We start from the raw sequence: 23,310 nt of genomic DNA, 5'->3' as shown, positions 1-23,310 counted from the left end.
TCCCGGTCCCGAGTCCCGGCGCCCGGTTCCCGGTCCCGAGTCCCGGCGCCCGGCAACCGGTCCCGGCGCCCGGCACCCGGACCCGGGTCCCGACGCCCGACGCCCGACGCCCGGTCCCGGTCCCCACGCCCGGCGCTCCGTCACCCGCCCGGGTGACACGCGGCCCCCGCCCGACCCCGAGGCTCGTTTTTCCGTCGTGTTTCCAGCCTTTTTCCCCTTGTCACCGGGCCCGGCGACAACGCATAGGGTCTCGCGGATCAAGCTAAGTGCCTGGGCGCGGTGTTTGTCACCGGAGTGGGCAACAGGTCCCGGGTCCGCCCCGGCACCGCGCGGCCCCTCCGGGAGGAAGCAGCGTGCAGAAGCGATGGTTTGCCTCAGCGGCAGCTCTGTTGATCGTGGTCCCGGCCGTGGCGACGGCGCAGGATCCCGTGATCACGGTCCTCGATCTGCTCGCGGAGGTGTGGGCGCGGGGCGAGGTGGGTCCCCTCGACGCGCCGCCGTCGGAGCCGAACCGGACGCGCGTGAGCGTCGTGGGCGGCCACAACGTGTACGTCGTCCTGGAGATCAATCGCAGCGCGGATGACGACGCGGATCGCCTGAAGGTGAACCTCACGGGCTTCATCGAGTGCCACTACACGGCCGAGGCGGAGACCGATGTGTCGAACCCGATCGCCATGATCCGGGGCATCTACGCCTCGTTCAGCGCGCGCTGCCGCGCGGGCGACACCGTGGTGGTGTATCCGTCGAGCGCGGCCCAGCCGTCGCAGTCGAGCCTGTTTCCGGCGGGTCCGCCGGACCTTGTCGCGGGGCCCGACGGCCGCACGTACGCGGTGCAGCCGCTCGCGTACGAGACGACGTACGCGCTTCCGGACGGCCGGACGGCGACGGAGGTCCTCCCCGCGTGGAGCGTGCCGCTCACGCCGGTGCGCGACGTGGACGGGCGGCGGTTCAATTTCATCGTGCCGGACGTCCTCGACGCGATCGAGCCCTACGGGACGACGAGCGTGCGCGCGTCGCTGCTTTCGGCGCTTGCGCCTTAGGATGATCGAAGCGGGGCGGTCGCGAGGCCGCCCCCGCTTCCTCCCTACCGGAGGGCCGCGACGAGGTCCGCGCGCGGGACCGTCCGCTGCTCGCCGGTCGCCATGTCCTTCACGGCCGCGGCCCTTGCCGCGAGCTCCTTCTCGCCGAGCACGACGACGCGGCGCGCGCCGATCGCGTTCGCGTAGTCGAAGTTCTTCGTGGGCTTGCGGCCCATGAGGTCGACGTCCACGCGCAGGCCCGCGGCGCGCAGCTCGCGCGCAAGGTCGAGCGCGGCCACGCGCGCGGCGTCGCCGATGGGCGCGATGTACGCGTCGAGGGCGACCGACGAGGGCGGGAGGTTGCCCTCGCGCTCGAGGCCGATGAGCATGCGGTCGAAACCCAGGCCGAAGCCCGCGCTGCCGACGGCTTCGCCGCCGAAGAGCTCCGAGAGCGCGTAGGCTCCGCCGCCGCCCGCCTGCTTCTCGGCGCCGAGGTCGGGCAGCTCGAGCTCGAAGACGACGCCCGTGTAGTAGTCGAGGCCGCGCACGACGCCGAGGTCGAGCACGACGGTGCGGACGCCGTAGTGCTCGAGGAGCCGCGTCGTCTCCTGGAGCGACGCGAGGTGTCCCTCGACCTCCTTCGCGACGTCGGCGTCGAGGCCCGCGAGCGCCTGACGCGCCTCGTCGAAGAACTCCTCGACCGCGCGCGGCGCGCCCTCCTCGTCGCCGAGGACGAGGCGGCGCTCGAGCGACGCGAGGTTCGCGACGGCCGACGCGAGGGCGGCCGGGACGCCTTCCGCGTCGAGCATGTCCCCGACGGGCTCGTCCTTGTCGATCGCGCGCCAGACCTTCCCCTTCGCGAGGTCGTCGACGGGCAGGCGCGAGACGAGCGCGCGGAGGATGCCGACGTGGCCGACGTGGAGGTTGAAGCGCGCGAGGCCCGCGGCCTCGAACGCGGCGTTCGCGACGCCGATCACCTCGGCGTCGGCCGCGGGACCCGTGGGTCCGATGAGCTCGACGCCGAACTGCCAGAATTCGCGGTAGCGACCCTTCTGCGGCTCCTCGTAGCGGAAGCACGGGCCGTAATAGAAGAGCTTGAGCGGCTTCGGCCGCTTCGAGAGGTCGGAGACGTAGTAGCGCAGGACCGGCGCGGTGAGCTCCGGCCGGAGCGTCAGCTCGCGGCCGCCCTTGTCGGTGAAGTTGTAGATCTGCTTCAGGACGCCCTCGCCGGACTTGCGCGTGAAGAGCTCCACGTGCTCGAACGTGGGCGTCTGCACCTCGCGGTAGCCGAACGACTGGAGCGTCTCGCGCAGGCGCGACTCGAGCGCGCGGCGCTTCTCCATCTCCTCGGGCGGGAAGTCGCGCGTGCCGCGCGGGCGGTCCGTCAACCGTCCCCGCCTCCGCTCCGCTTCCTTTTCAGGAAGGAAGGGACGCGCGAGGCGAGCGCGGCGACGCGCGGGCTGCGCGCGGGTTCGTCGGGCGCGGCGGCTTCGCTCACGACGCGGCCGTCGCGGTCGAGCACGCGCAGGACGCGGACGGGCTCGATCTCGCCCTTCGCGATCCGGCGCGACACGCGACCCTCCCGCGCCCATCGCCAGGCGCCGGCGGCGGGCGCAGGCGCCGGCGCGGGGGCCGGCGCGTCCGCGGCGCTCGCGACGGGCGCAAGCGATGGCGCCTCGTCCTTGCGGAAGCGGCCGAGGAGACTTTTCTTCGGCGCGTCGGCGGGATTCTCGCGGGGCGCTTCCGGAGCCGCGGCCTTCGTGGCCCTGGACCCGCCCTGGAGGGCCTTCAGCTCCTCTTCGAGCGCGGCGAGCTCCCGGTCGAGCTCCTCGATGGACTTGTCCCGCTTCGCCATGCGAGGGCGATGGAAAGCGCCCTACATAAGGCCCGCGGGGAGGACGCCGTAGCGCGCTTCGAGACGGAGCGTGTACGGCACGGCGAGGCCCGAGGCGCGGTCGACCGTGAACGTCCATTCGCCGGGCGCGGCCGACGCGAGCGCGGCGGCCTCGAGCGCGAGCGTGACCTCGACGGGACCCTGGTCGCCGGGCGCGACGGCCGCGCGCGCGACGGCGACGGGGGCGCCCGTGCCGTCCTTCACCGAGAGCGAGAGGTTGTGGAGACCGAGGTTCGCGTCGAACGCGAGGCGCGCGACGAGCGCGGTCGCGCCGGGCGCAAAGGGCGCGGCGTGCGTCGGAGCGGCTTCGGCGAGACGGGCTTCGCCCGGGAAGGTCGCGACGAGGTCGACCGGCACGACGCGCTGCGCCGTCGCGTTGCGGAGCGCCGGGTCGAAGGCGGCGACCTCGACAAGGTGCAGGCCGGGCTTCGCGAACGTGTGCGTCACCGTCGCGTCGACGAGGAGCGCCGTGCGGTCGCCCGCGCCGAAGCTCCAGCGGTACGACAGCGCGTCGCGGTCGGGATCCGTGAACCCGACGGCTTCGAACGTGGCGGGCTCGCCCGCGACCACGCGGTCGGGCGCGAGGAGGGTTCCCGCGACGGGCGCGCGGTTGCCGGGCGCGACGCGCACCTCGACGGCGTCGCGCGCGATGCGTCCGTCGGGATTGGTGGCCTCGAGCGTCGCGACGAAGGTGCCGGCGCGGAGGTAGCGGTGCGTGACCGCGTCGCCGACGCCGGTTGCGCCGTCGCCGAACGACCACGCGAGGGCGAGCGGGCGTCCGAGGGGATCGGCCGACCCCGTGGCGGCGAACCGGACCGGCTCGCCGACGAGGACGTCGGTGCGGTTCGACGACGCGCGCGCGACGGGGTCGACGGCCTTCCTCCCCTGGCCGACGAGGTCCTTGAACTCGGCCATGTTGGCGACGCAGCCGGCGCTCGAGGCGGCGAGGACGACGAGGAGGGCGAGGAGGAGAGGTCGGAAGGCGGAGCGTGGTCGCACGTGCATCCCCGGGGGGAAGCGAGGGGCTCGCCCGCTTTCAAGGTGCCGGAATGGTTCGCGCATCGAGACAGCGCGCCGTCACGGTGACGGCGCAGCGGGCGGTCGATCAAAGGCCGCATCTAGAACGCTTAAGTAGCTCCGGACGGACTTCGTCATTGTGAAGCGTTTGCGAGACTCATTCCGTCTCGGGATCGTCCTTGCCCTGGTTGCGGTCGTCGCGGTGCCGGTTTCGGCCGCCGCGCCCGGATCCGTCCAGAGCGAGGGCGAAGCGACCGCGGCCCGCCTCAGCCTCCCCTCCCTCGACCTGGCCGCGAGCGCCGCTTCCACCCTCGCGGCGGCGGAAGCCGCCGCGCTCCCTCTCGCCGGCGCCGTGGACGGCGCCCTCGGCGCCCTCGCGGGCGCCGTCGACGCCGCGGCGCGCCTCGCCGCCCACGCCGTCGACCTCCTCGCGCGCGCCCTCGCGGGCGCGGTGCAGTTCATCGGGTCCCTCGTCGCCTCCGCCGCCGCGGCCGCCGCCTCCACGGCCGCGGCGGTCGCAGGCGCGCTTGCCGCCCTCGCGGGCGACGCGGCCCGCGCCGCGGCGCGCGTTCCCCCGCGCGACGCCGCGCTCGTCGCGGGCGGCGCGGGCGCGGGCCTCTCGCTCGCCGCCGCGTTGAACGCCCTTCGCAAGGTCGGCTGGCTCTCCGCCCTTCCCCTCTATTCGCGCCTCATGGACCGCGACATCCTCCGGCACGAGGGCCGCGCCGCCATCCACCGCTACGTCGGCGCCCACCCGGGCGCGCACACCACCCAGATCGCGGACGCGCTCGGTCTCGGTTGGGGCACCGCGGTCTACCACCTGAACCTCCTCGAGTCGCGCAAGCTCGTGAAGGCCCGCCGCGCCGGCAACCAGCGCTGCTACTTCGCGGCGGGCGCGGTCGCGCCCGAGGCGCAGGCCGCGACGGTCGCGGTGAAGAACGACCGCGCGCGCGGGATCGCGCAATACGTGCGCGACCACCCTGGGGCGACCCAGAAGGACGTCGCGCGCGCCCTCGGCATGAGCGCCGCCCTCGCCTCGTGGCACGTCAAGCGCCTCACGGCCGCGAACGTGCTCTCGGTCGAGCGCATCGGCAAGAGCCACGCGCTCACCCTCGCGGCCGGCGGCCGCGAGGCCGCCGCGGCGGGTGCGGAGCCCGCGACGTTGACGGCGTGAAGGGCGCGGTCGCTTTGCGCACGCTCAAATAGACGCTTCGTGGTCGCGGCCGTCCGGGATGCACCGCGCGAGCCTCATCCAGGTCGTCTCACAGGCCGCCCTCAGCGCCGCGAGCGTGCTCCTCCCGGTGTTCGCGGTCGCGCTCGGCGCGAGCCTCTTCGAGGTGGGCCTCATCGCCGCCGCGTTCGGGCTCGCGCAGCTCGTGTCGAGCTTCGTCGGCGGGCGCGCGGCCGACGTGCACGGTCGGCGCCGGATCCTGCAGATCGGCCTCGCGACGAGCGCCGTCGCGGCCCTGTTCCACACGTTCGCCCGGACGCCGCTCGAGCTCGGTCTCGCGCGCGTCGTCCTGGGCGTCGCCGCGGGCCTCATCCCCGCGGCGCTCCTGAGCCTCGCCTACGACCAGAACCGCAAGCTCGGCCGCTTCGCCGCGTGGGGATCGCTCGGCTTCGGCCTCGGCGCGCTCGCGGGCGGCGTCATCGGCGGCGCCGAGGGCGTGTTCACGTTCTCCTCGATCCTGCTCGCCACGGCCTTCGCGGTGAGCCTGCGCCTTCCCACCTCGACCGAGCCGCGCGTCGCGGTGCCCATGTTCCCGCGCGAGGTCATCGAGCGCAACCTTCCGGCCTACGCGGCCGTGGTCGTGCGCCACATCGGCGCGACCGCCGTGTGGGTGCTCCTCCCGCTCCACATGGTCGCGCTCGGCGCCGACCTCGTGTGGGTGGGCGCGGCGAGCGGCGTCAATGCGCTCTTCCAGTTCCTCATCATGCCGCGCCTCGACGGAATCCGCTCGACTCGGCTCGTCACCGCGGGTCTCCTCCTCTCCGCTCTGACCTTCGTCGTGCTCCACGAAGCGACGACCCCGCTCGGCGTCCTCGCCGCGCAGCCGATCCTTGCCGCAAGCTGGGCCGCGCTCTACATGGGCGCGCTCAAGTTCGTGATGGAGCGCAACCACGAGCGCGCGACGGCGACGGGGCTCCTCCAGTCGAGCATCCAGCTCAGCTCCGTCGCGGGCCCGCTCCTCGGCGGCGCCATCGCGGCCGTGTGGGGCATCCACACGACGATGCTCGTCGCGGCGATCCTTCCGATCCTCGCGATCCCGCTCTTCCGCTGGGAGCTCGCGCGCCACCCTTCGACGACGATCGATCCGTTCGGCCGGCCGACGCCCACGATCGCGAAGCCGTGATCAGCGGCGCGTCGTCGATTCGATGCCCTTGACGAGGGCGACGAGCGTGCGCGTGACGGGCGTGTCGACCCCGAGCCTCCGGCCGCGCGCCGCGATCTCGCCCGAGATCGCGTCGATTTCGGTGCGGCGGCCGCGCTCCACGTCCTGAAGCATGCTGCTCTTGTTCTCCGCCGTCCGCTCCGCGACGACGCGCGCGCGGATCACGAGGTCGTCGTCCGGAAGAGGCGCGCGCTCGGCCTTCGCGACCTCGACGGCCTCCTCGGCGGCGAGCGTCATGATCTCCTTGAGATGCGGCTGCTCGAGAAGCGCGCCATTCGGGAGGCCCGTGATCGCCGTCACGGGATTGATGGCCGCGTTCACCACGACTTTCGCCCACACCTCGCCGAGGATCCGCTCGCTCAAGGCGGTCTCGTGGCCCGCGGCCCCGAGGAGGTCCGCGACCGTTTTCGCGGCGGCCGTCTCGCCGACGGGCGATCCGACGACGGTGTAGCCCAGGCCCGCATGGCGCACGTGGCCCGGCTCGACGAAGGTGACGCCGTGGCTCGTCGCGCCCGCGACGACGCGTTTCGCCGCGAAGCGGTCGAGGAGGGTTTCGACATTGCCGAGACCATTCTGGAGCGTCGCGATGAGCGTGTCGCGGCCGACGATCGGCTTCAGCACGTCCGCGGCCGCGCGCGTGTCGTACGCCTTCACCGCGACGAGCACGAGGTCCGCGTGTCCCTCGACGTCCGCGACCGCTTCGACCGCCTTCGGCCGGGCGGCGAACGTCGTGCGGCCCGAAACCGTCAGCCCGCCCTCGCGCACGGCGCGCGCGTGATCGGGGCGGGCCACGAGCGTCACGTCGTGGTCGCGCGCGAGGAGCGCGCCGAAGAAGGATCCCATCGCGCCCGCGCCGAGGATGACGACCCTCACGCGGGCGCCCCCAGGCGCGGCGGGCGGGTGATCGTGGCGCGGCGCACGGCCATGAGCGCCTGTTTCACCTCGTCCTCAGACGGGGCGGGGACGTCGGCGACGGGCGCGGCCGGCGCGCCTCGCGCCGCGGGGCCGAGCGCGGGCTCGAGGCGCGCGACGCGCGCGAGCGCGGCGAGGCGTTCGCCCGGGTAGCCGACGAGCGGCCGGAAGACGGGCCGACCCACGCGCGCGTCGAGCGGCGCGAAGGCCGCGGCCTCCGCGAGGCCGTCGCCGAGGACGACGGCGGTCGCGCGGCGATGCGACGCGTGGCGCGCGAGCGCCTCGACGAGGAAGGCGCGCCGGCGCGCAGGGTCCGCGGACCAGGCTTCCGGGACCGCGAGGACGCCGAGGTCGAGGGCGGGCGTCCACGCGGCGAGGGCCTCGAGCGCGGGGCGGAGCGCGCCTTCGACGGGCGAAGCGGCGAGAATCTGCGGGCTCACGCCGCGCTTCATCAGAAGCCACGCGGCGAGGACGTCGCGCGGCTCGTCGAGGAGGATCGCGACGCGGCCCTGCGTGCCGAGCGGGAGGCCCCCGGGGCCCGCCACCGCGTCGCGGTACACGTACGCGCGTCGGCCGCGGACCTCGACGAACACCTCGACGTCGGGGTTCTCGAGATCGACCCTCGCGCCCGGATTCCGCGCAACGATCGCCGCGCCCGTCGCACGCGCGACGTCCACGGAGCTGAAGCCGTGCGTGCCGGCGCGTCGCGCCCGCACCGCGAACGTGGCGCCTGCGGGCACGGTCGTGCGCTCGGACGCGAACGCGGCGACGGCCTCGACCGTCCCTTCGCATTCGAGCGCTTCCGAGGCGCTCACGACGCCGAACGTGTGGGCGAGGGCGTCGAGGGCCTCGGCGGGCTTCGCGGTGTGCACGAACACGCGGCCCCATTCGCGCTCGGTGGCGCACTCGAGGCCGCGCGCGGCGAACATGGATTCCATGTTCTCGACGAGGCGCCGTTCGAAGCGCGCGCGGACGGCGGGACCCTTGATGCCGATCTCGCCATACCGCACGAGCAGGGTCGACGCCATCGGAACCTCAGGATGAAGCGCCCAGGGTGAGATTTGAACTCACGAGGTCGAATGACCACGGCCTTTCCAGGGCCGCGCGCTACCGAGCTATGCCACCTGGGCAGGGGAGCGTTCGGGATACCCCGCGACCCGCTAAAAAGGTTGCCGGTCGACCCGGTTGCGCGGCGCGGCCGTCGTCGCCGCCCGCGCCGCGATGCCGCCCGATGGCTGGCCAAGGCGCCCGCGCGCGCCGGCTTCCGCGTTGCGGCCGAACGGGCCGAGCCGCGAGACGATCGCGGCGCGCCGTGCCAAGCGGCCGTCGCGCGCGGTCCGGTCGCCGCGCGTGTCCTTGAAATTGAAATCTCGGCTCGCGGTCTTCTTCAAGGAGCGCTCGTCGATAGAGATCCATGCAACGTCTGCGCACGATCCTCGTCGTGATCCTCCTCGCCGGCCTCATGAGCGGAAGCGTCCCGACCGCCGCGGGGACGCCGTTTGACGCAGGTCCGATCCTTTTCGACGGCGAGGAGGCGTTCCGCGGACCCGTCGGGCGGGCCCTCGGCGTCACGGGGAGCGGTACCGCCTCGGACCCGTTCGTCATCTCGGGGCTTTCCATCCCGGTCCCCGTCGCACCCTCCTGGGTCCCGAACCTCGGCTCCGCCGGCGTCATCACCATCCGACACAGCGCGGCGCACGTCCGCATCGTCGACAACGAGTTCTACGGGGTTTCCATCGAACCGGGCACTCCCATGAAGATGAGTCCGCCCGCCGTGCTGCTCGTGGCTTCAAGCCATGTGGTCGTCGAGAACAATACGTTCCGGGGCATCGGAGGGACCTATGGCGCCGTCGCCGTCCTGAACTCGGAGGACATCCAGGTCCTCCGCAACACCTTCGAGGACGCATTCCGCCTCTCCGTCGCTCTCGACTCCAGCTCGGCGACCGTGGAGGACAACGCGTTCAGGATGATCCCCATGGGCTCGGGAACGGGCATCATGTTCCATAAACCGTTGCCGGGCAGCCGCATCGCGGGGAATCGCATGACGTCGGCGGGCGCATTCGAGAACGTGGGTATCGTCGTCTTCGATGCGAGCGACGCGATCGTGATCCGCGACAACCTGCTCGGGAACATATTCCTGGGATTGAGGGTGGTCGGCAGCGATTCAAGGCCCCCCGCGCTCATCCGCAACAACACGGTCGAAGCCTCCCACTGCGCGATGATCGACGGCCGCGCGCGCCTCGAAGCGAACGCGTTCGTGGGATGCAGCTATGGTCTCGAGGCGAATGTCGCGGACATCGCCGCGAACAACACGGTCAACGGCTTCAGGATGCTCTCGGTGAGGGATGCCCCGACGGCCCTTATCGAGAACGAAGGGATCGGCTGGCTCAGGATCATCAACGTTCGTCACGTCACCCTCCGAAACATCCACAACGAGGTCAAAATCGCGGAAGCCACCATCGAAGGCGCCGACCAGGTTCTCGTCGACAACGTCACGATGCGGATCGTCAAGGGCCTGAACATCAAGGCCGACACGGTGCGGATCTCGAACGCGGTCCTGCGTGGCGAGCATAGCATGGGGTTTGGCGGACTTCGCATCGTCTCGCGCATCCTCGAGGTCGAAGACGTGGCGGCCTACGGAACCCCCACAGCCCTCTCGTGGGCTTCAAGGTCGGGCGGCACCGCGACCGTGACCGGATCCACATTCACGGGCGGCATCAGTGGCCTCATCTTGGGCGGCGACGGCTGCAGCCAGGTGACGGTGACGAACAGCTCGAGCACCGCAGGCGCCAGCGCCCTGCTGGAATGCTCGAACACCGTGGTCCGGAACACGTCGATCCTGGGCTTTTTGTTGGCCATAGACGAGACCGTCGTCGATGCGCGCTACAACTGGTGGGGCCACGCCTCGGGACCTTACCATGACAACAACCCCGGGGGCCAGGGATCGCGCGCGATCGGGAACGTCCTGTTCAAACCCTGGCGGATCTCGCCGCCATGACGTTCCCACCCCAGACAACCCGGCGTCCCGGTCAGGCCTTCGGGGTCGCCCGCGGCGCGAGCGCGAAACGAACGAAGCCACCGCGCGCAAGGTCCTCGATCTCGACCGCGGTCGCTCCATCGAGGGGATAGACCCGCGGCGCGCCCCCGTCGGCGCGGGCGACGCCCGCGATCTCGTGCGGAGCGAGCGGGATCACGACGCGCGTCGTGCTCCCCGCCACGTGCGCGACGGTCAGGACGGCTTCGCGCGCGCTCCGCACGAAGGCGACGTCGCAGGGCGTCGCGGCCGCAAGGCGCCCGCCGGGCCACGCAAGCGACGGCGCGACGGCTTCGCCCCGCACGTCGTTCACGCCCTTGAGGTGGGCCGCGACCAGGCGCCCCGCCGCGTCGAAGGCGGCGACGTGGACGGCCTCGCTCGGCGACGCGATCGTGGCGACGGCGGCGCGTCCGCCCGGCTCGGTGTACCGGACGCGGAGCGTGCCGTGGGCGTCGCGCACGACGATGTAGAGCGCCTGCGGGCCGCCGCTGCGGGCGCCGTGCTGCCAGACCATGACCTGATGCTCGTCGTCGAGGGGGCGCGCGGGGACGCAGTCGTCCGCGCCGAGCCCTTCGAGGATCCGCCACGCGAAGCGTTGATTCTCGCGGGCGACGCGGGGATCGTCCCCCGAGTGGCGAGCGCGCCAGGGTCCGATGCCAAGATAGAAGACGCGGCCGGCGCCGTGGCTCCTCCGGTAACCCACCACGTCTTCGCCGAGGCGCACGAAGGCGTCCGCGTCGCCCGGCGGCTCGACCTCCACGAAGAAGTCGAGCGCGAGCCCTTCGTGGCGGCCTTCGTAGGTCGCGCGACGCGTGTGCGCGACGTCGCCCACGCGGCGAACGCGGTGGGGAAAGAGGCCGGAGAGGGCGCCTCGGGCCTCCTTGAGGGTGAGGTCGCGGTCCGGCACGAGGCCCGTGAGCATGAGCGCGCCTCCGTCCTCGACGAACCGCGCGAGCCTGAGCTGGGTCGCGGCGTCCATGTATTCGTGCGCGCTGAGCGCGATGGCGTCCACCCGTTCGAGCGGAACGTCCTCGCGCGAGATGTCGAGCTGTCGGAAGCCGAGGCCGCGGTCCATCATCATCTCCACGAAGGCGTCGAGCCCGTGATAGGCGCCGCGCGGAACCGCCTTGAGCGGCGGGCGCCAGAGGAGATCGTCGGGATCCCCGCGCGGAAGCCACTGCCCCGCCCACGCGTACGGCGGGTACATGGCCCACGCGACGGCCGCCCGCGGTCCCGCGACGAGGGGCTCGGCGGGGATCGCGGCGAGCACGTGCGCGATCTGGTGGAGCGTCGCAAGCTTCGGCGTCCGCGTGCCGTCGGACAGGACGGCGCTGTCGCCGGGATAGTCGCCGCTCGTCGCGTCGCGCCGATCGTTCGTCCGCTCGGGGATCCATTCCGCGGCGAGGTTGGGGTCGTCGCGCCACGCCCGCGCGCCCGCGAAGGTGTACGCGGTGATGCCCGTCGCGCCGCAGGCGACGGCGAGCATTGATTCGAAATGGCTCGGGGTCACATACTCGTAGGGCGCGAAGTATTGGCTTGCGAAGCCCCAGTTCTGCTCCATCGCGGGGCCGCGGAAGGCCGTCGTCGCCATCGCATATTGGCGAAACGCGACGGGGTCCCCCGCGACGACGCCGAGCCAGTTCGTGGACCCGAAGGTGAGCCCCTCGACGTCGGCGACGTTCACGCGCGTGTACCACCCGTCGTTCGAGGCGGGCCTTTCGCGGTAGGTGGTGCCGTTGGGGTTGAAGTTGAAGAGGACGAACGCGTCCCGCGGGAGCCCTCCCGAGACGAGGAAGCCGCGGTACGCCTCCGCCGCGAGGGCGTAGATCTCGGCCTGGAACGCGCTCCAGTCGAGGTACGGGAGGAGCGCGCGCGCCGACGCAAGGAGCCGGGCCCGACGGGGCGGAACGACCGCGTGCCAGTCCCGGTGGCGCGTGCCGTGGATCCGGTTGTACGCGTCGAGGTCCCGGTATCGGGAAGCGAGAAAATCGTGGAAGAGATGGCGCGACGACGAGGCGTAGCCGAGCTGGTGCGGCTCGGCCTTGGCGGAGTCGCTGTAGATGCCCTCGTTCATGAGCTGCACGCCGATCACGGGGCCTTGGGGGTGGAAGGCGGGCGCCGCGACCTCGCGGGCGACGGCCTCGAGCCAATCGCGCACGTAGGCGAGGTAGGCTTCCCCGAACGGCGCCGGGAGGATGTGCTGGGATCGCGGCTCCATCCGGGCCAGGATCCATCGGATGGGGACCCCGTCCGCGTCGAGCTCGGGCTCGATCGCGTTTTCCGGATGGCATTCGGGGCACACGTCGTCGGGCAGGCCGCCGTAAGGCAGCTCGGCGTGCACGAACGGCCCCGGCTTGAGGACCACGAAGAGGCCCTCCTCGCGCGCGATGTCGAGAAGCCCCACCACGTCACGGTTCGGCTGCGTCCTGCCCGTGAAGTCGTAGGCTCCCCCGCCGCGGAAGGCCTCCCGGGGCGCGTGGTGCCGCCACGGCACGTACACCGAAACGATGTCGAGTCCCGCAGCCTTCTGGGCGCGCAGGCGATCGCGCCAGTGGCGCACGTCGTCGCGGAAATAGGGGTAGTCCGTCGCGAGAAATGGGCGAGGCCGCCCGTCCATCACGAGGACGCCATCGACGAGCCGGGGCGACGTCACCCTCGACCCTCCGGGGTCCGAGGTGCCTGAAGCTTGCGGCCGCTCGACAGGCTCGCGCATCCGGGGTGTCAAGGCAACGAGCGATCGAGCGTGGCCCCTTCGACGCCGCCGCTGAGGCCTCGAAAATCGTCCGAAAAGGCCCGATGCGGGGCTCGAGCGACTCCGCTCCATGATAGGAACTTCGCGCGCCGGGGTCGCGGATGCTCGACCGCCCGGCGGCCTCCCCGCCGTCGCGTCGATGGTTGCCTGCGCGTCCTCCGCCCTGCGCTCCGTCACGCGCGCTCGAAAAAGCCAATTCGAGCCGCTCATCTTCGACGACGTCCCGGGCCATCGCACACCCGCGGCCCGCGCCGCCGGCGTTGCGGGTCCGGAGGGGGGTCCGTTCCTGTCATCAGGCATGATCCCGGCGTCATCGACGTTCGCCGAGGGGCCGGTGCTGGCTCAGGCCCCTGGCGAACCTCCATCCGTCTTGGGGGTCACGCGATCTGTCGCCTTCCCTCGCGTCGCAAACCTCAAGATGGGCACGCAGTCTGATCGCGCATGCTCCGCCGCTCGGCGACCTCCCCGCGCGCCCTGGTTGCGACCCTCACGATCGCCTTCCTTCTGCCCGCCCTCCTCCCGGGCGCGGGCGCGACGAGCGCGCCGCGTTCGAGCCGCTCGTCTTCGACGACCCCTCCGACTTCCGCTCGCCCGCGGCACGCGCGGCCGGCGTCGGCGGGTCGGGGACGGAGGACGACCCGTTCGTGATCCAGGGGCTCACGATCGTGCTGCCTTCGCTGGCGAACATGCACCACGGCGACCCTCCTGTCGCGGGGGCCCTTCAGTTCGCCCGGACCGACGTCCATGTTCTCGTGCGCGACAATCTCTTCATCGTCGAACCCGGCACGGTCTCCGTTCCGTTCCCCGGCGGACCCACGTGGCAGCCCCACGACGTGGAATTACGGGCGTCCTCGATTCCGGCCATCTTCGTGCGTGACGCTTCGAACGTCACGGTCGCCGACAACCGGTTCGTCCGGGTCGGCGGCTCATGGGGCGCGGTGGCTCTCGATAATGCCCGGGCCACGAGGGTGGTCGACAACGTGTTCGAGGCCGCGCAGAGGAGCGCCATCCGTTCCCTCGACTCCGCGGCCACGATCGCCGGAAACGCGATCGCGGTCATCCAGCACGACGCGATCGTCGCCGCGGCGATCGACATCCGCAATCCCGCTGGCGCCACGATCGTCGAGCGCAATTCGATCCATGCCGCCGGGAGCCGCGCCAACGCCATCGATGTGCGCTCCGAGGGGTCAGGAATCCCGATCGCCATCCGCTCCAACACCATCGTGAGCGAAGGCGGGGGCCTCTACGTCAACACCATCCCCGCCCCCGCGCTCGTGCACGTGGCCGACAATACGATCCGCGCCCGAGCGTGCGCCACCGTGCTGTTCGGGCCAGCGCTCATCGAAGGCAATGCCCTCAACGGGTGCGAGACGGCCCTGCGGGTCGGCAAGGTGACGGTGGCCCGCACGAACACCATCGACGGGCGGATCACCTACCAGTCGATCGGGGAGGACGACGTGACCCTCGATGGTCGCGTCGACGACATCGGCTGGATCCACGTCTCGGACGCGCGCCGCGTCACGGTCCGCAACCTGACCATCCCCGCGAACGGCGCGGCAGGACTCCACGGGGACGAGGTCCGGATCGAAGGCAGCGCCTTCAACGTCCCCGTCTTCTGGACGGCCGGCAACATGAGCATCGTGGAGACCACGAACACGCGCGACACCGTCATCCTGGCATCGCGGATCGAGGTCGACTCGAGCCGGTTCTCTGGACAGTACAGGGGAGCGTACCTATCCGCCCATGAAGCCGTCATCCGATCGAGCGTGTTCGAAGGACCCGTCCGCGGGGCGGAAGTCATGTGCTGGCCGGATGGGCACGTCAGCCTCCGGGATTCCGTGTTCTCGAGTCCCCAGCGCGCCCTTCGCCTGCACCCTTGCGACGCGGTCGAGACGCCAGGATCGAGCATCCTCGGCATCCTGGAGATCGCCGGCGAGCCCACGACGCCCGTCGACGCGCGCGGCGTCTGGTGGGGCCACCCGTCCGGGCCGCGCGTCACCGGGAACCCCGGAGGCTCCGGGTCGATCATCAAGGGCGGCCCCGTCCTCTACGACCCGTGGCTCACGACCGCGCCGTGAGGGTCAGCCTTTGTTTTGCGGCGGCGATGACGTATCGCCCATCGCCGCCGCCTGCCTCTTCCGCCGCCTCATGCCGCCATGCGGCACCGCTCGCGCGCCCATCCCGTCCGGGTGGCGACACGTTCATCCACGGTGCGCCCGACGGGCGCGCATGGCGCGCGGCGCGGGACGCCTCGAACGCGGGACGACACGCGACCGGGTGAACGCGCCGCGCGCGCTCGCGCTCGACCTTGCGACGCGGCGGCTCTCGCTATCGACGGGGGCAACGCCGCGGCCCGCGCCTAGCGAGGCGCTCCTGGCGACGCTCCTCACAGGCATCGACGGCACGGACGAGGAAGTGCTCGCGGGCGAGGCGGGCGAGCCGCCGCGCGACGCTGCGCGGTGGGTGCTCGGGCACGAGTGCCTCGCGGAGGTCGTCCAAGCGCCCGAGGGTTCGGGCCTCGCGCAGGGCGACCGCGTCGTGCCGGTCGTGAGGCACGGGTGCGGCGGGTGCGAGGCGTGCAGCCTCGGGACGCCGGACTACTGCCCCACGGACGATTACACGGAGCACGGCATCAAGGGCCTCGACGGCTTCATGCGCGACGCCTTCGCGGACGACGCCGCGTCGCTCGTTTCCGCGCCCGCCTCCCTCGGCGACCTTGCCGTCCTCGCGGAGCCGATGAGCGTCGCGATCAAGGCGCTCGACACGGCGCGCCACATCGCCCGGCGCGTGCCGTGGTTCGAGCGCGAGGGCGGCTTCGCGGGACGTCGGGCGCTCGTCGCGGGAACGGGGAGCCTCGGGTCGCTTGCGGCGCTCCTCCTGCGCGACGAGGGAATGGAGGTGTGGGGCCTCGACCGGTCGGGCGACGAGACGGCCGCGGCGCGCCTCCTCGCGGACGTCGGCGCGGAGCACGTCAACGCGCGCGAGCGGTCCATCCGCGACGTCGCCGAGGAGGTGGACGGTTTCGATCTCGTCATCGAGGCGACGGGCGCGCCGCGCGTCGTGTTCGACGCCCTCCACACGCTCGCGGGCAACGGCGTGATGGTCATGCTCGGCGTGCCGTCCGACCGGCCGCCCCTCGACGTCGACGGGGACGCCATCATGCGCCGCATGGTGCTCCGCAACCAGGTCCTGGTCGGGAGCGTGAACAGCCACCGCGGGCAATACGAGGAGGCGTTGGCGCGGCTCGAAGACATCCGGCCTCGCTGGAACGGCGCGCTCGAGCGCGTCGTGACGCACACGTTCGCGCCCGAGGACTTCGAGGCGGCCTTCGCGGATGCCGGCCCGGACGCGATCAAGAAGGTCATCGATTGGCGGCGCTGACGGCGCCGCATGCTTTTTATCGCGCAGGCTCCTTCGAGATTCCAGGTGAAGCGAGCGTGGACCTGAGCGACATCGAGGGCATCGGACCGGCGTACGAGAAGCGCCTCAAGGAGGCGGGCGTGGCCACGGCCGAGGACCTCGCGGGCGCCGACCCCGCGTCGCTTTCGAAGAAGACCGGGATCGCGCTTTCCCGCCTCGAGACCTTCATCGCCCGCGCGGGCGAGCGCCTCGCGGGCGCGCCGCGCGAGGAGAGTGCGTCGTCGGCCGGCTCCGACGCGGCGGAGGCCGCGGCGATGGCCGCCCCGTCCCCGGGCGACGCAACCTACGTTCCCGTGCGCGTCGTGCTGCACGACCGCGCGACGAGCGCGCGCGTCATCCAGGGCGAGCGCGTGCACGAGAACCTCCCGATCGTCACCGCGCGCGCGAATGAGGACGAGGAGGAGATCATGGACGCGCTCTCGCAGGACGCGGTCCTCCTCAAGGAGCGCGCGACGACCGCGTTCGTGCGGCTCTCGGACGGCTGGCACGTCGACGTCCCGATCTACAAGGAGAAGGTCGTGGAGCTCGAGAGCGGCGGGACCTCGATGGAGGAGGTCCGCGTGAAGGTCCAGGAGATCCGCGAGAAGAAGGAGCCGAAGAAGGGCCTCTTTGCGAAGATCTTCGGCCGGTGATCAGTAGAGCCTGAGCGCATCCTCGATGCGGTTCATCTCGGGACCCGTCGTGGCGCGTCCGATGGCCGCGCCCTTCGACGTCGCCACGATGCCCGCGCCGATGTAGGGCGCGCCGTGGTTCACGGTGCCGATGTCGGCCTCGACGCCGAGGACGCGTTCGAGAAGCTCGATCTCGGGCTCGGTCGTCTTCGGGTGGCAGAGCGCGCCCTTCGACGTCGCGACGGCGGCGCTCCCGACGGTCTTCAGGCCCGCAAGCGTCCCGGCCACGGCTTCGACGCCGAGCGTCTTCGCGACGAGCTCGACGGCCCTCGCGCCGAGGTCGGGATTCACGATCGCGCCGCGGTCGTTCGCGAGGATGTTGTTGCCGGCCGCGTTGAACTTCCCCGGGAGGCGGGCGACGGTGAGCCCGCGGTCGAGGAGCGGCTGGATCTCGTCGTCGCTTGCGAAATCCGCGACGACGGCCCCCCGGGCGTTCAGCGCGAGAACGGAACCGACGATGGTGGATCCGCCGATCGTGAGCGGAATCGCGTCCACGCCGAGGGCGCGTCCGAGCTCGAGGCGGACGGCTTCGTCGAGGGCCGAGGGAACGACGGCAAGATTCTCGGATGCCCGGGCGAAGACCCCGAGGTAGGGGCTGCCGTTGAACTCGAGCTGGACGATCGGCATGGCGGATTTCGCGCTCCCGGCCTACGCTTCGGGGAGCGAGACTTCGACGACGCCGTCCTCGAAGCGGATCGCCTTGACCCGGATCATCGTGGGCGGCTTCTGGATGCCGCGCGCCCAGATGGCCTCGTTGACGGGGTTGTCGATCCAGACCTTCTCCTCGTCCGTCTTCATGTGCTGGGCGAGGAAGTTCTTGACCTCCGTCACGGCCCGCTTGGCGCGCATCGTGCGCGGCGCGAGCTTGGCGCGGCGGAGCGGGATGTTGTAGATGCGCTCGAGCTCCTGGTTCGATTCGGCCATGGCTCAACCCCTCCGGAGGTGGCTGCGGCGCCAGTGGTGGCGCTTCGGGTGGTTCGTGAACCGGCGGGCCGTGCGCTGCATGATCCAGGCCGGCACGCGGCGGTTGCTCTTGCCCGCCTTCGCGAGGCGGGTCTTCTTGCCCAGGGACTTGGTCGACATGATTTCACCGTCGTTCGATCTTGATGTCCTTGCTTTTCGGGGAGACCCGGGCAAGGAAGTCGCGCAGCGTCGCGTCGTCGATCTTGCCGCGGATGCGGCCCTGCTGCGCGAGGATGATGATCTGGTTTTCGAGGCTCTCGGCCACGTCGGGGCGCGTCATGCGCACCCGCGCGAGCCGCTCGCGCGCCTCGGGCTCGAGGATCGCGCGGAGGACCGCCGCCTTCTGGGCGTCGATCTCCGCGCGCTGAGCCGCATGGTGCTCCTCCCGGCGCGCCTGGTCCTGCAGCTCCGCCATCTTCCGGCGGCGGAGTTCCGCAAGCTCGTCGTCGCCCATGCAGGAGCCGCCTCGCGGATCAGTACTTCTCCAGGCCGGGGATCGTCGCGACGAGCTCCTTCTTGGCTTCGTACGCGGCGTTGTCCATGAAGGACCGGCCCTTGGCGGTCACGCGGCGACCCTCGCCCTTGACGTTCTCCACGAGGCCCGCAGCCTCGAGCTGCTGGAGCGCCTCGCGGGCGATGGACCCGGAGCCGGCCTTCGCGCGGTTGGGCTTCGCGCCGCGGTCGCGGGCGCCGCCGAAGTGGGCGCGCAGGCGCTCCGTCCCGATGGGGCCTTCGAGGTACACCTTGCGCAGCACGGCGGCCACGCGGGTGTGCCACCATTCCTTGTCCACGGGAGGTTTCTCCCGGTGGATGCCCGTGGTCACGAAGGCGGACCACTCGGGGGCCTTCACCGAGGGGATCGCCTTGAGCTTGCCGGCCGCGTTTCGGATGAGCGGCTCGGCAGGAACGTCCTGGACGGTCGTCATGAGATCACCAGCGGCACTCCAGAATAGGGTGCCAGGTAGGCCGTAAAAGCGCGACCCCTTAATAAGCTTAACGGGGGCCGGGAGGGGGTTCGGGACCCGCCTTTTCCGCGGTTTCAACGGCGGTAGAGGACCACTGTATTGCCCCGCACCTCGACGAGCTGGGCCCCGGCGCGCGCCGCGAGGTCCTCGGCGACTGCGTGGCGGTCGGCCTCCTCGGTCGCCGACTTCAGGAGCCGGATCTTGACGAGGTCCTCGCGGTCGAGACGCGCCTCGATCTCCGCGACGAGGGCGTCCGTCACGCCCGCCTTCCCCACCTGGAGGGCGGGCTCGAGGGCCTGCGCGCGGGCCTTGAGGGCGGCGCGGTCGCGGCTCGACAGGGGGGCGGGGGTCTCGGGCACGCGGCTCCAACCGTGCGGTCCAATATGAAGGTGGTGGCGCGCCGGGAGGGCGCGGCCGCGACGTCGTCGCCCGCCGGGCTCCCGACGCGATGCTGGGATCGCGGGAGAAGGGCCAAGCCCAAGCGCGTGGATCGACGGCCATGAACGAGGAACGCAAGCGCTGCCACGTCCGGGTCCGGCCGCGCGACCGGGACGCCCTCGCGGCGATGGCGCTCGAGATCAGCCGCCGCGACCGCGTGCGGGCGAGCCTCGGCGACGCGGTCCGTCGGCTCCTTGCTCACGCGGCGGCCTCGGGCGACGCGCTCTGGCGCGCGCGAGCGGAAGACGCGCCGCGCGACCGCACCGCAGGCACGTCTGCACCCGTCGGCCCCCGCGCAGGCGGACGCGGGCCGTGACGCCTGCGAGGAGATACGCGCCGCATCCCGCGCAGCGGGCGCGTTTCACGCCCCCCGGAAGGGAAACCTGGTGGCGCATCCCCACGCGGCGCGCGAGATCGAGATACCGCTCCGCGCGATCGAGAAAACCGTCGAGCGCCGCCCGCTCCGCGAGCGACGCGAGCCGGGCGATGCGCGCCTCCGCGATCGCCGCGCCCTCCTCCCGGGCGCGCCTGCGACCGCCTCCTTTCCGGACCTTCGCCACGGGAAAACCCCCGCCCGGTCCGGGGACCGGCAAGCCGCCTCCGGGGATTGAACCCGGGGCCTACTCCTTACCAAGGAGTCGCTCTACCACTGAGCCAAGGCGGCATCGGTGCCCTTAAGACGGGCCGGGTGCCGCATAGCCTCTTGCTGTTCATCAAGGTTGCGGACCGCCCGGAGAGGCCGCGCGCCCGCGCCGCCGAGCCGGCCGAGGCCCCCCGACCCCCCGCCCGAACGGCTGGAAAACATTATCATTCCACAACGCGCCTGAACCGTCGAGGAGGCGAGGCCACGCACGTTCCGCGATCGATCCCCGTCGTTCTCCTCGTCGCCGCGCTCCTTGCATTGCCCGCGACCGCGACGACCGCCGCCCGGGACGACACCCTGCGCGCCGCCGCGGCCCCGGCGACGGCGGGCGCGCACGTCGACGCGACCGATCGGGCGCCCCCGCGCTTCGCCGACCTACCGGCCGACGACGTCCTCGCGCACCTCGCCCTCGCGGAGGATCTGCGCCGCGGGATGGCCCGCGCCGCCGCGGCGAGGCCCCTTGCGGGCGTCGCGGGCGCGAGCGCCTTCGACGACCCGGACCTCGACGCGTGGCTCGCGGTCATGCTCGCGCCGCTCGGCCCCGCCGTCGCGCCCGCCGACATCCCGCGCTCGAACGCGGACCCCGAAGCCCTCGCGCGCCTCCACGCAGCGCTTCTCGCGCACGCGCGCCGCCGCGCGGGCGACCTCGCGCTCGACGGCGCGCGCGACGACGCCCTCTGGGCCTCGTCCGTCGCGGCCCTGTGGGCCGCAAGCGGCCGCCCGGCGACCGCCGCCGACCACGCGGCCCTCGCCGCGCAGGGACGCCTCATGCCCGCGGCCGAGCAGCAGACCCTCGCGCCGCTCGTGGAAGCGATGACGCAGGCCGCGTGGCTCGCGCGCGCCGCGACGCGCGACACGCCCGGACCCGTGCTCGCGCTCCTCGCGCGCACCCTCGACGCCGGCCCCGCGGCCGAGGCGACGCCGCGCGGCCGCGCCCTCGCGGAAGCGGCCGCGACGCTCCACGACCGCCACGTCCACCAGGCCGACCTCTTCGCCGCCGCGCGCCTCGCGACCGCCGCGGGCCTCGCCGCCGAGGACGCGCTCGCGGCGGACCGCGCGCGGGTCGCCGCCGGGTGGCACGCGCCGGCGCTCGGCCCCCTCATCGACCCCCTCGGCGTCGTCGCGGTCGGCTCTTTCGGGAGCGACGACTACGGGGCGCTCGGCGCGAACCGCACCTACCTCACGTTCGATCCCGCCGGGAATGACACGTACACGAACGTGAACGTCGGCGGCGGCGCGCTGGTTCTCGCCTTCGTTGCGGTGCCGCCGTGCTGGGTCGCGAACCTGTGCCTCCTCGCGGCGCCCGCGGTGGACGCGTATCGCACGGTGCTCGCGTCGCTGTGGGTGGATGTGGAGGGGTCGGACACGGTCCGGTGCCGAACGATTCCGAACTCGTATGTGCCGAGTTGTTTGGGGGCGGGGAACATGGAATCAGTAGGAATCGCTTTGCGAGGCGCCCATCAAAATGCCACCATGACCGCGGACGTCCTCTCGATGGGGGCCGCCTATATCGGTGGCGTTGGGGTCCAATCAAGCAGATCAGACTATGGATCCGACAAATACACTCGGCAAATAGGCTCCACAGGGGGGATGGGCTTTGCTTGGCAGGCGAGTAGTGCCCTCCTATTCGACGGAGGGGGTGACGACCAATACCACTTAGGGTCATATGCCCAGACGATTCGCAACGGCGTCGCCTTGTTTAGAGATGAAAACGGTACCGATTTTTATTATTTAAGCAATGTCGGGTTCGGCCATGCATTGGAACCGGCCTACGCTGAATTCCTTGATACCGGCTCACATTTCGACAGCTACGGAGGCCGATTCGCCGCAAATGTGGTCGCTTCTAATAACGCATCTTGGTCGCAGAGCTGGGGGAACGGCCAGGATAGGTAACCACACACATCGGCGACGTCCCAGTTCCGATGATATCATGTACCGGTTCCATCAAATTGGCCATGAATGCGGCGGATTGCTGACTCGGGCGCCACTTACGCTCTCGAGGCAACCCTGTTTAGCGTCGTCATACTTGCAGGAGCGTCATTTATCCTAACATATAGCCAGCCCACGTCTTCGACCGATAGAATCTGGATAGATCTTGACCAAGCTGTCCGTCACAGCCTGGTCCAAGAATCGGTTGGGCCTAACCGCATGCCGGCCTGGGGGAAAGATCGTTGGGAATCCCACCTTAACCTTGCGGTACTGGGCGAACCTAAGCGACTCCTAAGTGGACTTCGATCTCACCTGCCCCCGAGCGTCGAGACTTCCGTCTACCTCCACAATCCTAGTTGGAAAGGATATCCCCACTCGCTCTGGATTGCTGGGGAGGACGATGAGTATTCGTCGGGTGAACGAACCTCTTCCTCCCTCCCTTGGATCCCAGATTGGCGCCAAGGAGATGCGTTTCCTGTAATTACACCGATTCCTGAGGCGAAGCACACGGAGTTCCTTGCAAGTTTTGCGCATGGTAGTAGGAGTTCGATGAACGCAGACCCTCACGTCCGAGCCGAAGTCTCGCTTAGTCTCCTGGGTAGTCGGATACAGTTGGCGTCTACTGCGCCTACTGCGCTGCACAGTTCATCGCCCATGGTGAGCACTAATTGCATATCGTCTGAGAGTGCGAAATGGAATTTGCATTGGCCGCCGCCTGGGGCAGACGCCATAGAATTCAATCTATTGTCACCCGAAAGCTTGCTTACGGGAGCAAATCTAACATTCTTTATTCCGGCTGGGTGGGCTTACGACGAAACAACAACAGCCATTCATGCCGACAAACCCACCCACTGGACCTGGCCCCCCACCGCCCGCGAGGCCTACCCCGGCGGCCCGCTCATCCTCGAGACAACCTATCTCGGCGGGGACGAGGAAGCCACGGACCCCACGTGCTTCCCGCTTGCGCTCACGCCTCCCGCGAATCCTTCGGACCCGTACCAGGTCTTCACGCTCACCCTCGGCAACACGCGCCACGACGGCGCGCGAATCGTCTCGGGCGGGAGCCTCACGCGCCAGCACCTCCTCGTGCCGCCGCCCGGCGGGTCGGTGCCGGGCGCGTGGCCGGCGCGCAGCTGGGCGCAGGTCCCGTACCCCCTTGCGGGCGACGGGGCCGAAAACCTCGTGGGCCTCGTCGTCGCGGCGCCCTCCGGCGGGTCCGCGCGCGTGCGGGAGATCACGTTCCACGCCTCGCTTCCGGAG

At 71.2% G+C, this 23,310-nt stretch carries 23 protein-coding genes, 2 tRNA genes and 1 pseudogene; 10 read left to right on the top strand and 16 right to left on the bottom strand.

Going from position 1 to position 23,310, the window contains the following annotated elements:
• The first annotated feature begins 395 nt into the window (after positions 1–395).
• Positions 396–1,040, top strand: a complete 645-nt coding sequence (locus VM889_02575; GenBank protein HVL47418.1) for a hypothetical protein — start codon at positions 396–398, stop codon at positions 1,038–1,040.
• Positions 1,041–1,084: 44 nt separating this feature from the next.
• Here the strand turns inward: VM889_02575 and hisS are convergent, their stop codons facing one another.
• Genes hisS through VM889_02560 form a run of 3 tightly spaced genes read right to left on the bottom strand, consistent with a single transcriptional unit; the run spans position 1,085 to position 3,918 of the window.
• Positions 1,085–2,407 carry a histidine--tRNA ligase gene (gene hisS, locus VM889_02570; GenBank protein HVL47417.1) on the bottom strand — a complete coding sequence of 441 codons (1,323 nt, stop codon included), beginning with the start codon at positions 2,405–2,407 and terminating at the stop codon, positions 1,085–1,087.
• On the bottom strand, positions 2,404–2,874 hold the full coding sequence (locus VM889_02565; GenBank protein HVL47416.1) for a hypothetical protein: 471 nt from the start codon (positions 2,872–2,874) through the stop codon (positions 2,404–2,406). The genes hisS and VM889_02565 overlap by 4 nt, the downstream gene beginning before the upstream one ends.
• Before the next feature lie 21 nt (positions 2,875–2,895).
• The gene (locus VM889_02560) at positions 2,896–3,918 is read right to left on the bottom strand and encodes a PKD domain-containing protein (GenBank protein HVL47415.1); all 1,023 of its coding nucleotides are present in this window, start codon (positions 3,916–3,918) and stop codon (positions 2,896–2,898) included.
• Between the two features lie 151 nt (positions 3,919–4,069).
• Between VM889_02560 and VM889_02555 the strand changes: the two genes are divergently transcribed.
• Together VM889_02555 and VM889_02550 are read left to right on the top strand one after the other, a co-directional pair.
• Complete coding sequence (locus VM889_02555) at positions 4,070–5,104, top strand: winged helix-turn-helix transcriptional regulator (GenBank protein HVL47414.1); 1,035 nt, start codon at positions 4,070–4,072, stop codon at positions 5,102–5,104.
• Positions 5,105–5,162: 58 nt separating this feature from the next.
• Complete coding sequence (locus VM889_02550; protein HVL47413.1) at positions 5,163–6,284, top strand: MFS transporter; 1,122 nt, start codon at positions 5,163–5,165, stop codon at positions 6,282–6,284.
• On the opposite strand, the gene VM889_02545 is transcribed toward VM889_02550, so the two are convergent.
• From VM889_02545 to VM889_02530, 4 genes are all read right to left on the bottom strand, one after another.
• A complete protein-coding gene (locus VM889_02545; protein ID HVL47412.1) occupies positions 6,285–7,196 on the bottom strand; it encodes a 2-dehydropantoate 2-reductase in 912 nt (303 codons plus the stop codon).
• A complete protein-coding gene (locus VM889_02540; GenBank protein ID HVL47411.1) occupies positions 7,193–8,263 on the bottom strand; it encodes a THUMP domain-containing protein in 1,071 nt (356 codons plus the stop codon). Before VM889_02540 ends, VM889_02545 begins: the two co-directional genes overlap by 4 nt.
• A gap of 18 nt (positions 8,264–8,281) precedes the next feature.
• Positions 8,282–8,365 (bottom strand) — tRNA-Ser (locus tag VM889_02535).
• A gap of 30 nt (positions 8,366–8,395) precedes the next feature.
• On the bottom strand, positions 8,396–8,626 hold the full coding sequence (locus VM889_02530; GenBank protein HVL47410.1) for a hypothetical protein: 231 nt from the start codon (positions 8,624–8,626) through the stop codon (positions 8,396–8,398).
• A gap of 23 nt (positions 8,627–8,649) precedes the next feature.
• Here VM889_02530 and VM889_02525 point away from each other — a divergent pair, with 23 nt between their 5' ends.
• Positions 8,650–10,233, top strand: coding sequence for a right-handed parallel beta-helix repeat-containing protein (locus VM889_02525; protein HVL47409.1), 1,584 nt, complete (start codon positions 8,650–8,652; stop codon positions 10,231–10,233).
• A 31-nt stretch (positions 10,234–10,264) separates the two neighbouring features.
• On the opposite strand, the gene VM889_02520 is transcribed toward VM889_02525, so the two are convergent.
• Positions 10,265–12,922: a beta-galactosidase gene (locus VM889_02520; protein HVL47408.1), complete on the bottom strand. Its 2,658-nt coding sequence runs from the start codon at positions 12,920–12,922 to the stop codon at positions 10,265–10,267.
• A gap of 743 nt (positions 12,923–13,665) precedes the next feature.
• Here VM889_02520 and VM889_02515 point away from each other — a divergent pair.
• The 3 genes from VM889_02515 (at position 13,666) to VM889_02505 (ending at position 17,073) form a co-directional block, all read left to right on the top strand.
• Positions 13,666–15,099, top strand: a complete 1,434-nt coding sequence (locus VM889_02515) for a right-handed parallel beta-helix repeat-containing protein (protein HVL47407.1) — start codon at positions 13,666–13,668, stop codon at positions 15,097–15,099.
• A 151-nt stretch (positions 15,100–15,250) separates the two neighbouring features.
• Positions 15,251–16,402: an alcohol dehydrogenase catalytic domain-containing protein gene (locus tag VM889_02510; protein ID HVL47406.1), complete on the top strand. Its 1,152-nt coding sequence runs from the start codon at positions 15,251–15,253 to the stop codon at positions 16,400–16,402.
• Positions 16,390–17,073, top strand: a complete 684-nt coding sequence (locus VM889_02505; protein HVL47405.1) for a helix-hairpin-helix domain-containing protein — start codon at positions 16,390–16,392, stop codon at positions 17,071–17,073. Before VM889_02510 ends, VM889_02505 begins: the two co-directional genes overlap by 13 nt.
• Here VM889_02505 and VM889_02500 read toward each other — a convergent pair whose 3' ends face one another.
• The 6 genes from VM889_02500 to VM889_02475 all read right to left on the bottom strand — a co-directional run bounded on the left by VM889_02500 (position 17,074) and on the right by VM889_02475 (position 19,399).
• Positions 17,074–17,739 (bottom strand): translation initiation factor IF-6, encoded by a 666-nt coding sequence (locus VM889_02500; GenBank protein HVL47404.1) that lies wholly within the window; start codon positions 17,737–17,739, stop codon positions 17,074–17,076. It abuts the gene before it with no gap.
• Positions 17,740–17,760: 21 nt separating this feature from the next.
• Positions 17,761–18,036, bottom strand: coding sequence for a 50S ribosomal protein L31e (locus VM889_02495; protein HVL47403.1), 276 nt, complete (start codon positions 18,034–18,036; stop codon positions 17,761–17,763).
• A gap of 3 nt (positions 18,037–18,039) precedes the next feature.
• Positions 18,040–18,198 carry a 50S ribosomal protein L39e gene (locus VM889_02490; protein ID HVL47402.1) on the bottom strand — a complete coding sequence of 53 codons (159 nt, stop codon included), beginning with the start codon at positions 18,196–18,198 and terminating at the stop codon, positions 18,040–18,042.
• A gap of 1 nt (position 18,199) precedes the next feature.
• Positions 18,200–18,529: a DNA-binding protein gene (locus VM889_02485; protein ID HVL47401.1), complete on the bottom strand. Its 330-nt coding sequence runs from the start codon at positions 18,527–18,529 to the stop codon at positions 18,200–18,202.
• A 19-nt stretch (positions 18,530–18,548) separates the two neighbouring features.
• A complete protein-coding gene (locus VM889_02480) occupies positions 18,549–19,001 on the bottom strand; it encodes a 30S ribosomal protein S19e (protein HVL47400.1) in 453 nt (150 codons plus the stop codon).
• A gap of 113 nt (positions 19,002–19,114) precedes the next feature.
• Entirely contained in the window at positions 19,115–19,399 is a 285-nt protein-coding gene (locus VM889_02475) for a YhbY family RNA-binding protein (GenBank protein HVL47399.1), read from the bottom strand.
• A gap of 140 nt (positions 19,400–19,539) precedes the next feature.
• On the opposite strand from VM889_02475, the gene VM889_02470 reads away from it, so the two are divergent.
• Positions 19,540–19,794, top strand: a complete 255-nt coding sequence (locus VM889_02470) for a hypothetical protein (GenBank protein HVL47398.1) — start codon at positions 19,540–19,542, stop codon at positions 19,792–19,794.
• A 1-nt stretch (position 19,795) separates the two neighbouring features.
• On the opposite strand, the pseudogene VM889_02465 reads toward VM889_02470, so the two are convergent.
• Positions 19,796–20,038: pseudogene (locus VM889_02465) on the bottom strand (hypothetical protein).
• 32 nt (positions 20,039–20,070) lie between these two features.
• Positions 20,071–20,142 (bottom strand) — tRNA-Thr (locus VM889_02460).
• A 39-nt stretch (positions 20,143–20,181) separates the two neighbouring features.
• Between VM889_02460 and VM889_02455 the strand changes: the two genes are divergently transcribed.
• Both VM889_02455 and VM889_02450 read left to right on the top strand, forming a co-directional pair.
• Complete coding sequence (locus tag VM889_02455; protein ID HVL47397.1) at positions 20,182–22,014, top strand: hypothetical protein; 1,833 nt, start codon at positions 20,182–20,184, stop codon at positions 22,012–22,014.
• Positions 22,015–22,809: 795 nt separating this feature from the next.
• A partial coding sequence (locus VM889_02450) for a hypothetical protein (GenBank protein HVL47396.1) occupies positions 22,810–23,310 on the top strand: 501 nt, incomplete at its 3' end.

It is taken from the genome of Candidatus Thermoplasmatota archaeon (assembly GCA_035540375.1).
GTDB lineage: Archaea > Thermoplasmatota > SW-10-69-26 > JACQPN01 > JAJPHT01 > DATLGO01.
This window is presented reverse-complemented; position numbering and strand designations above follow the sequence as displayed.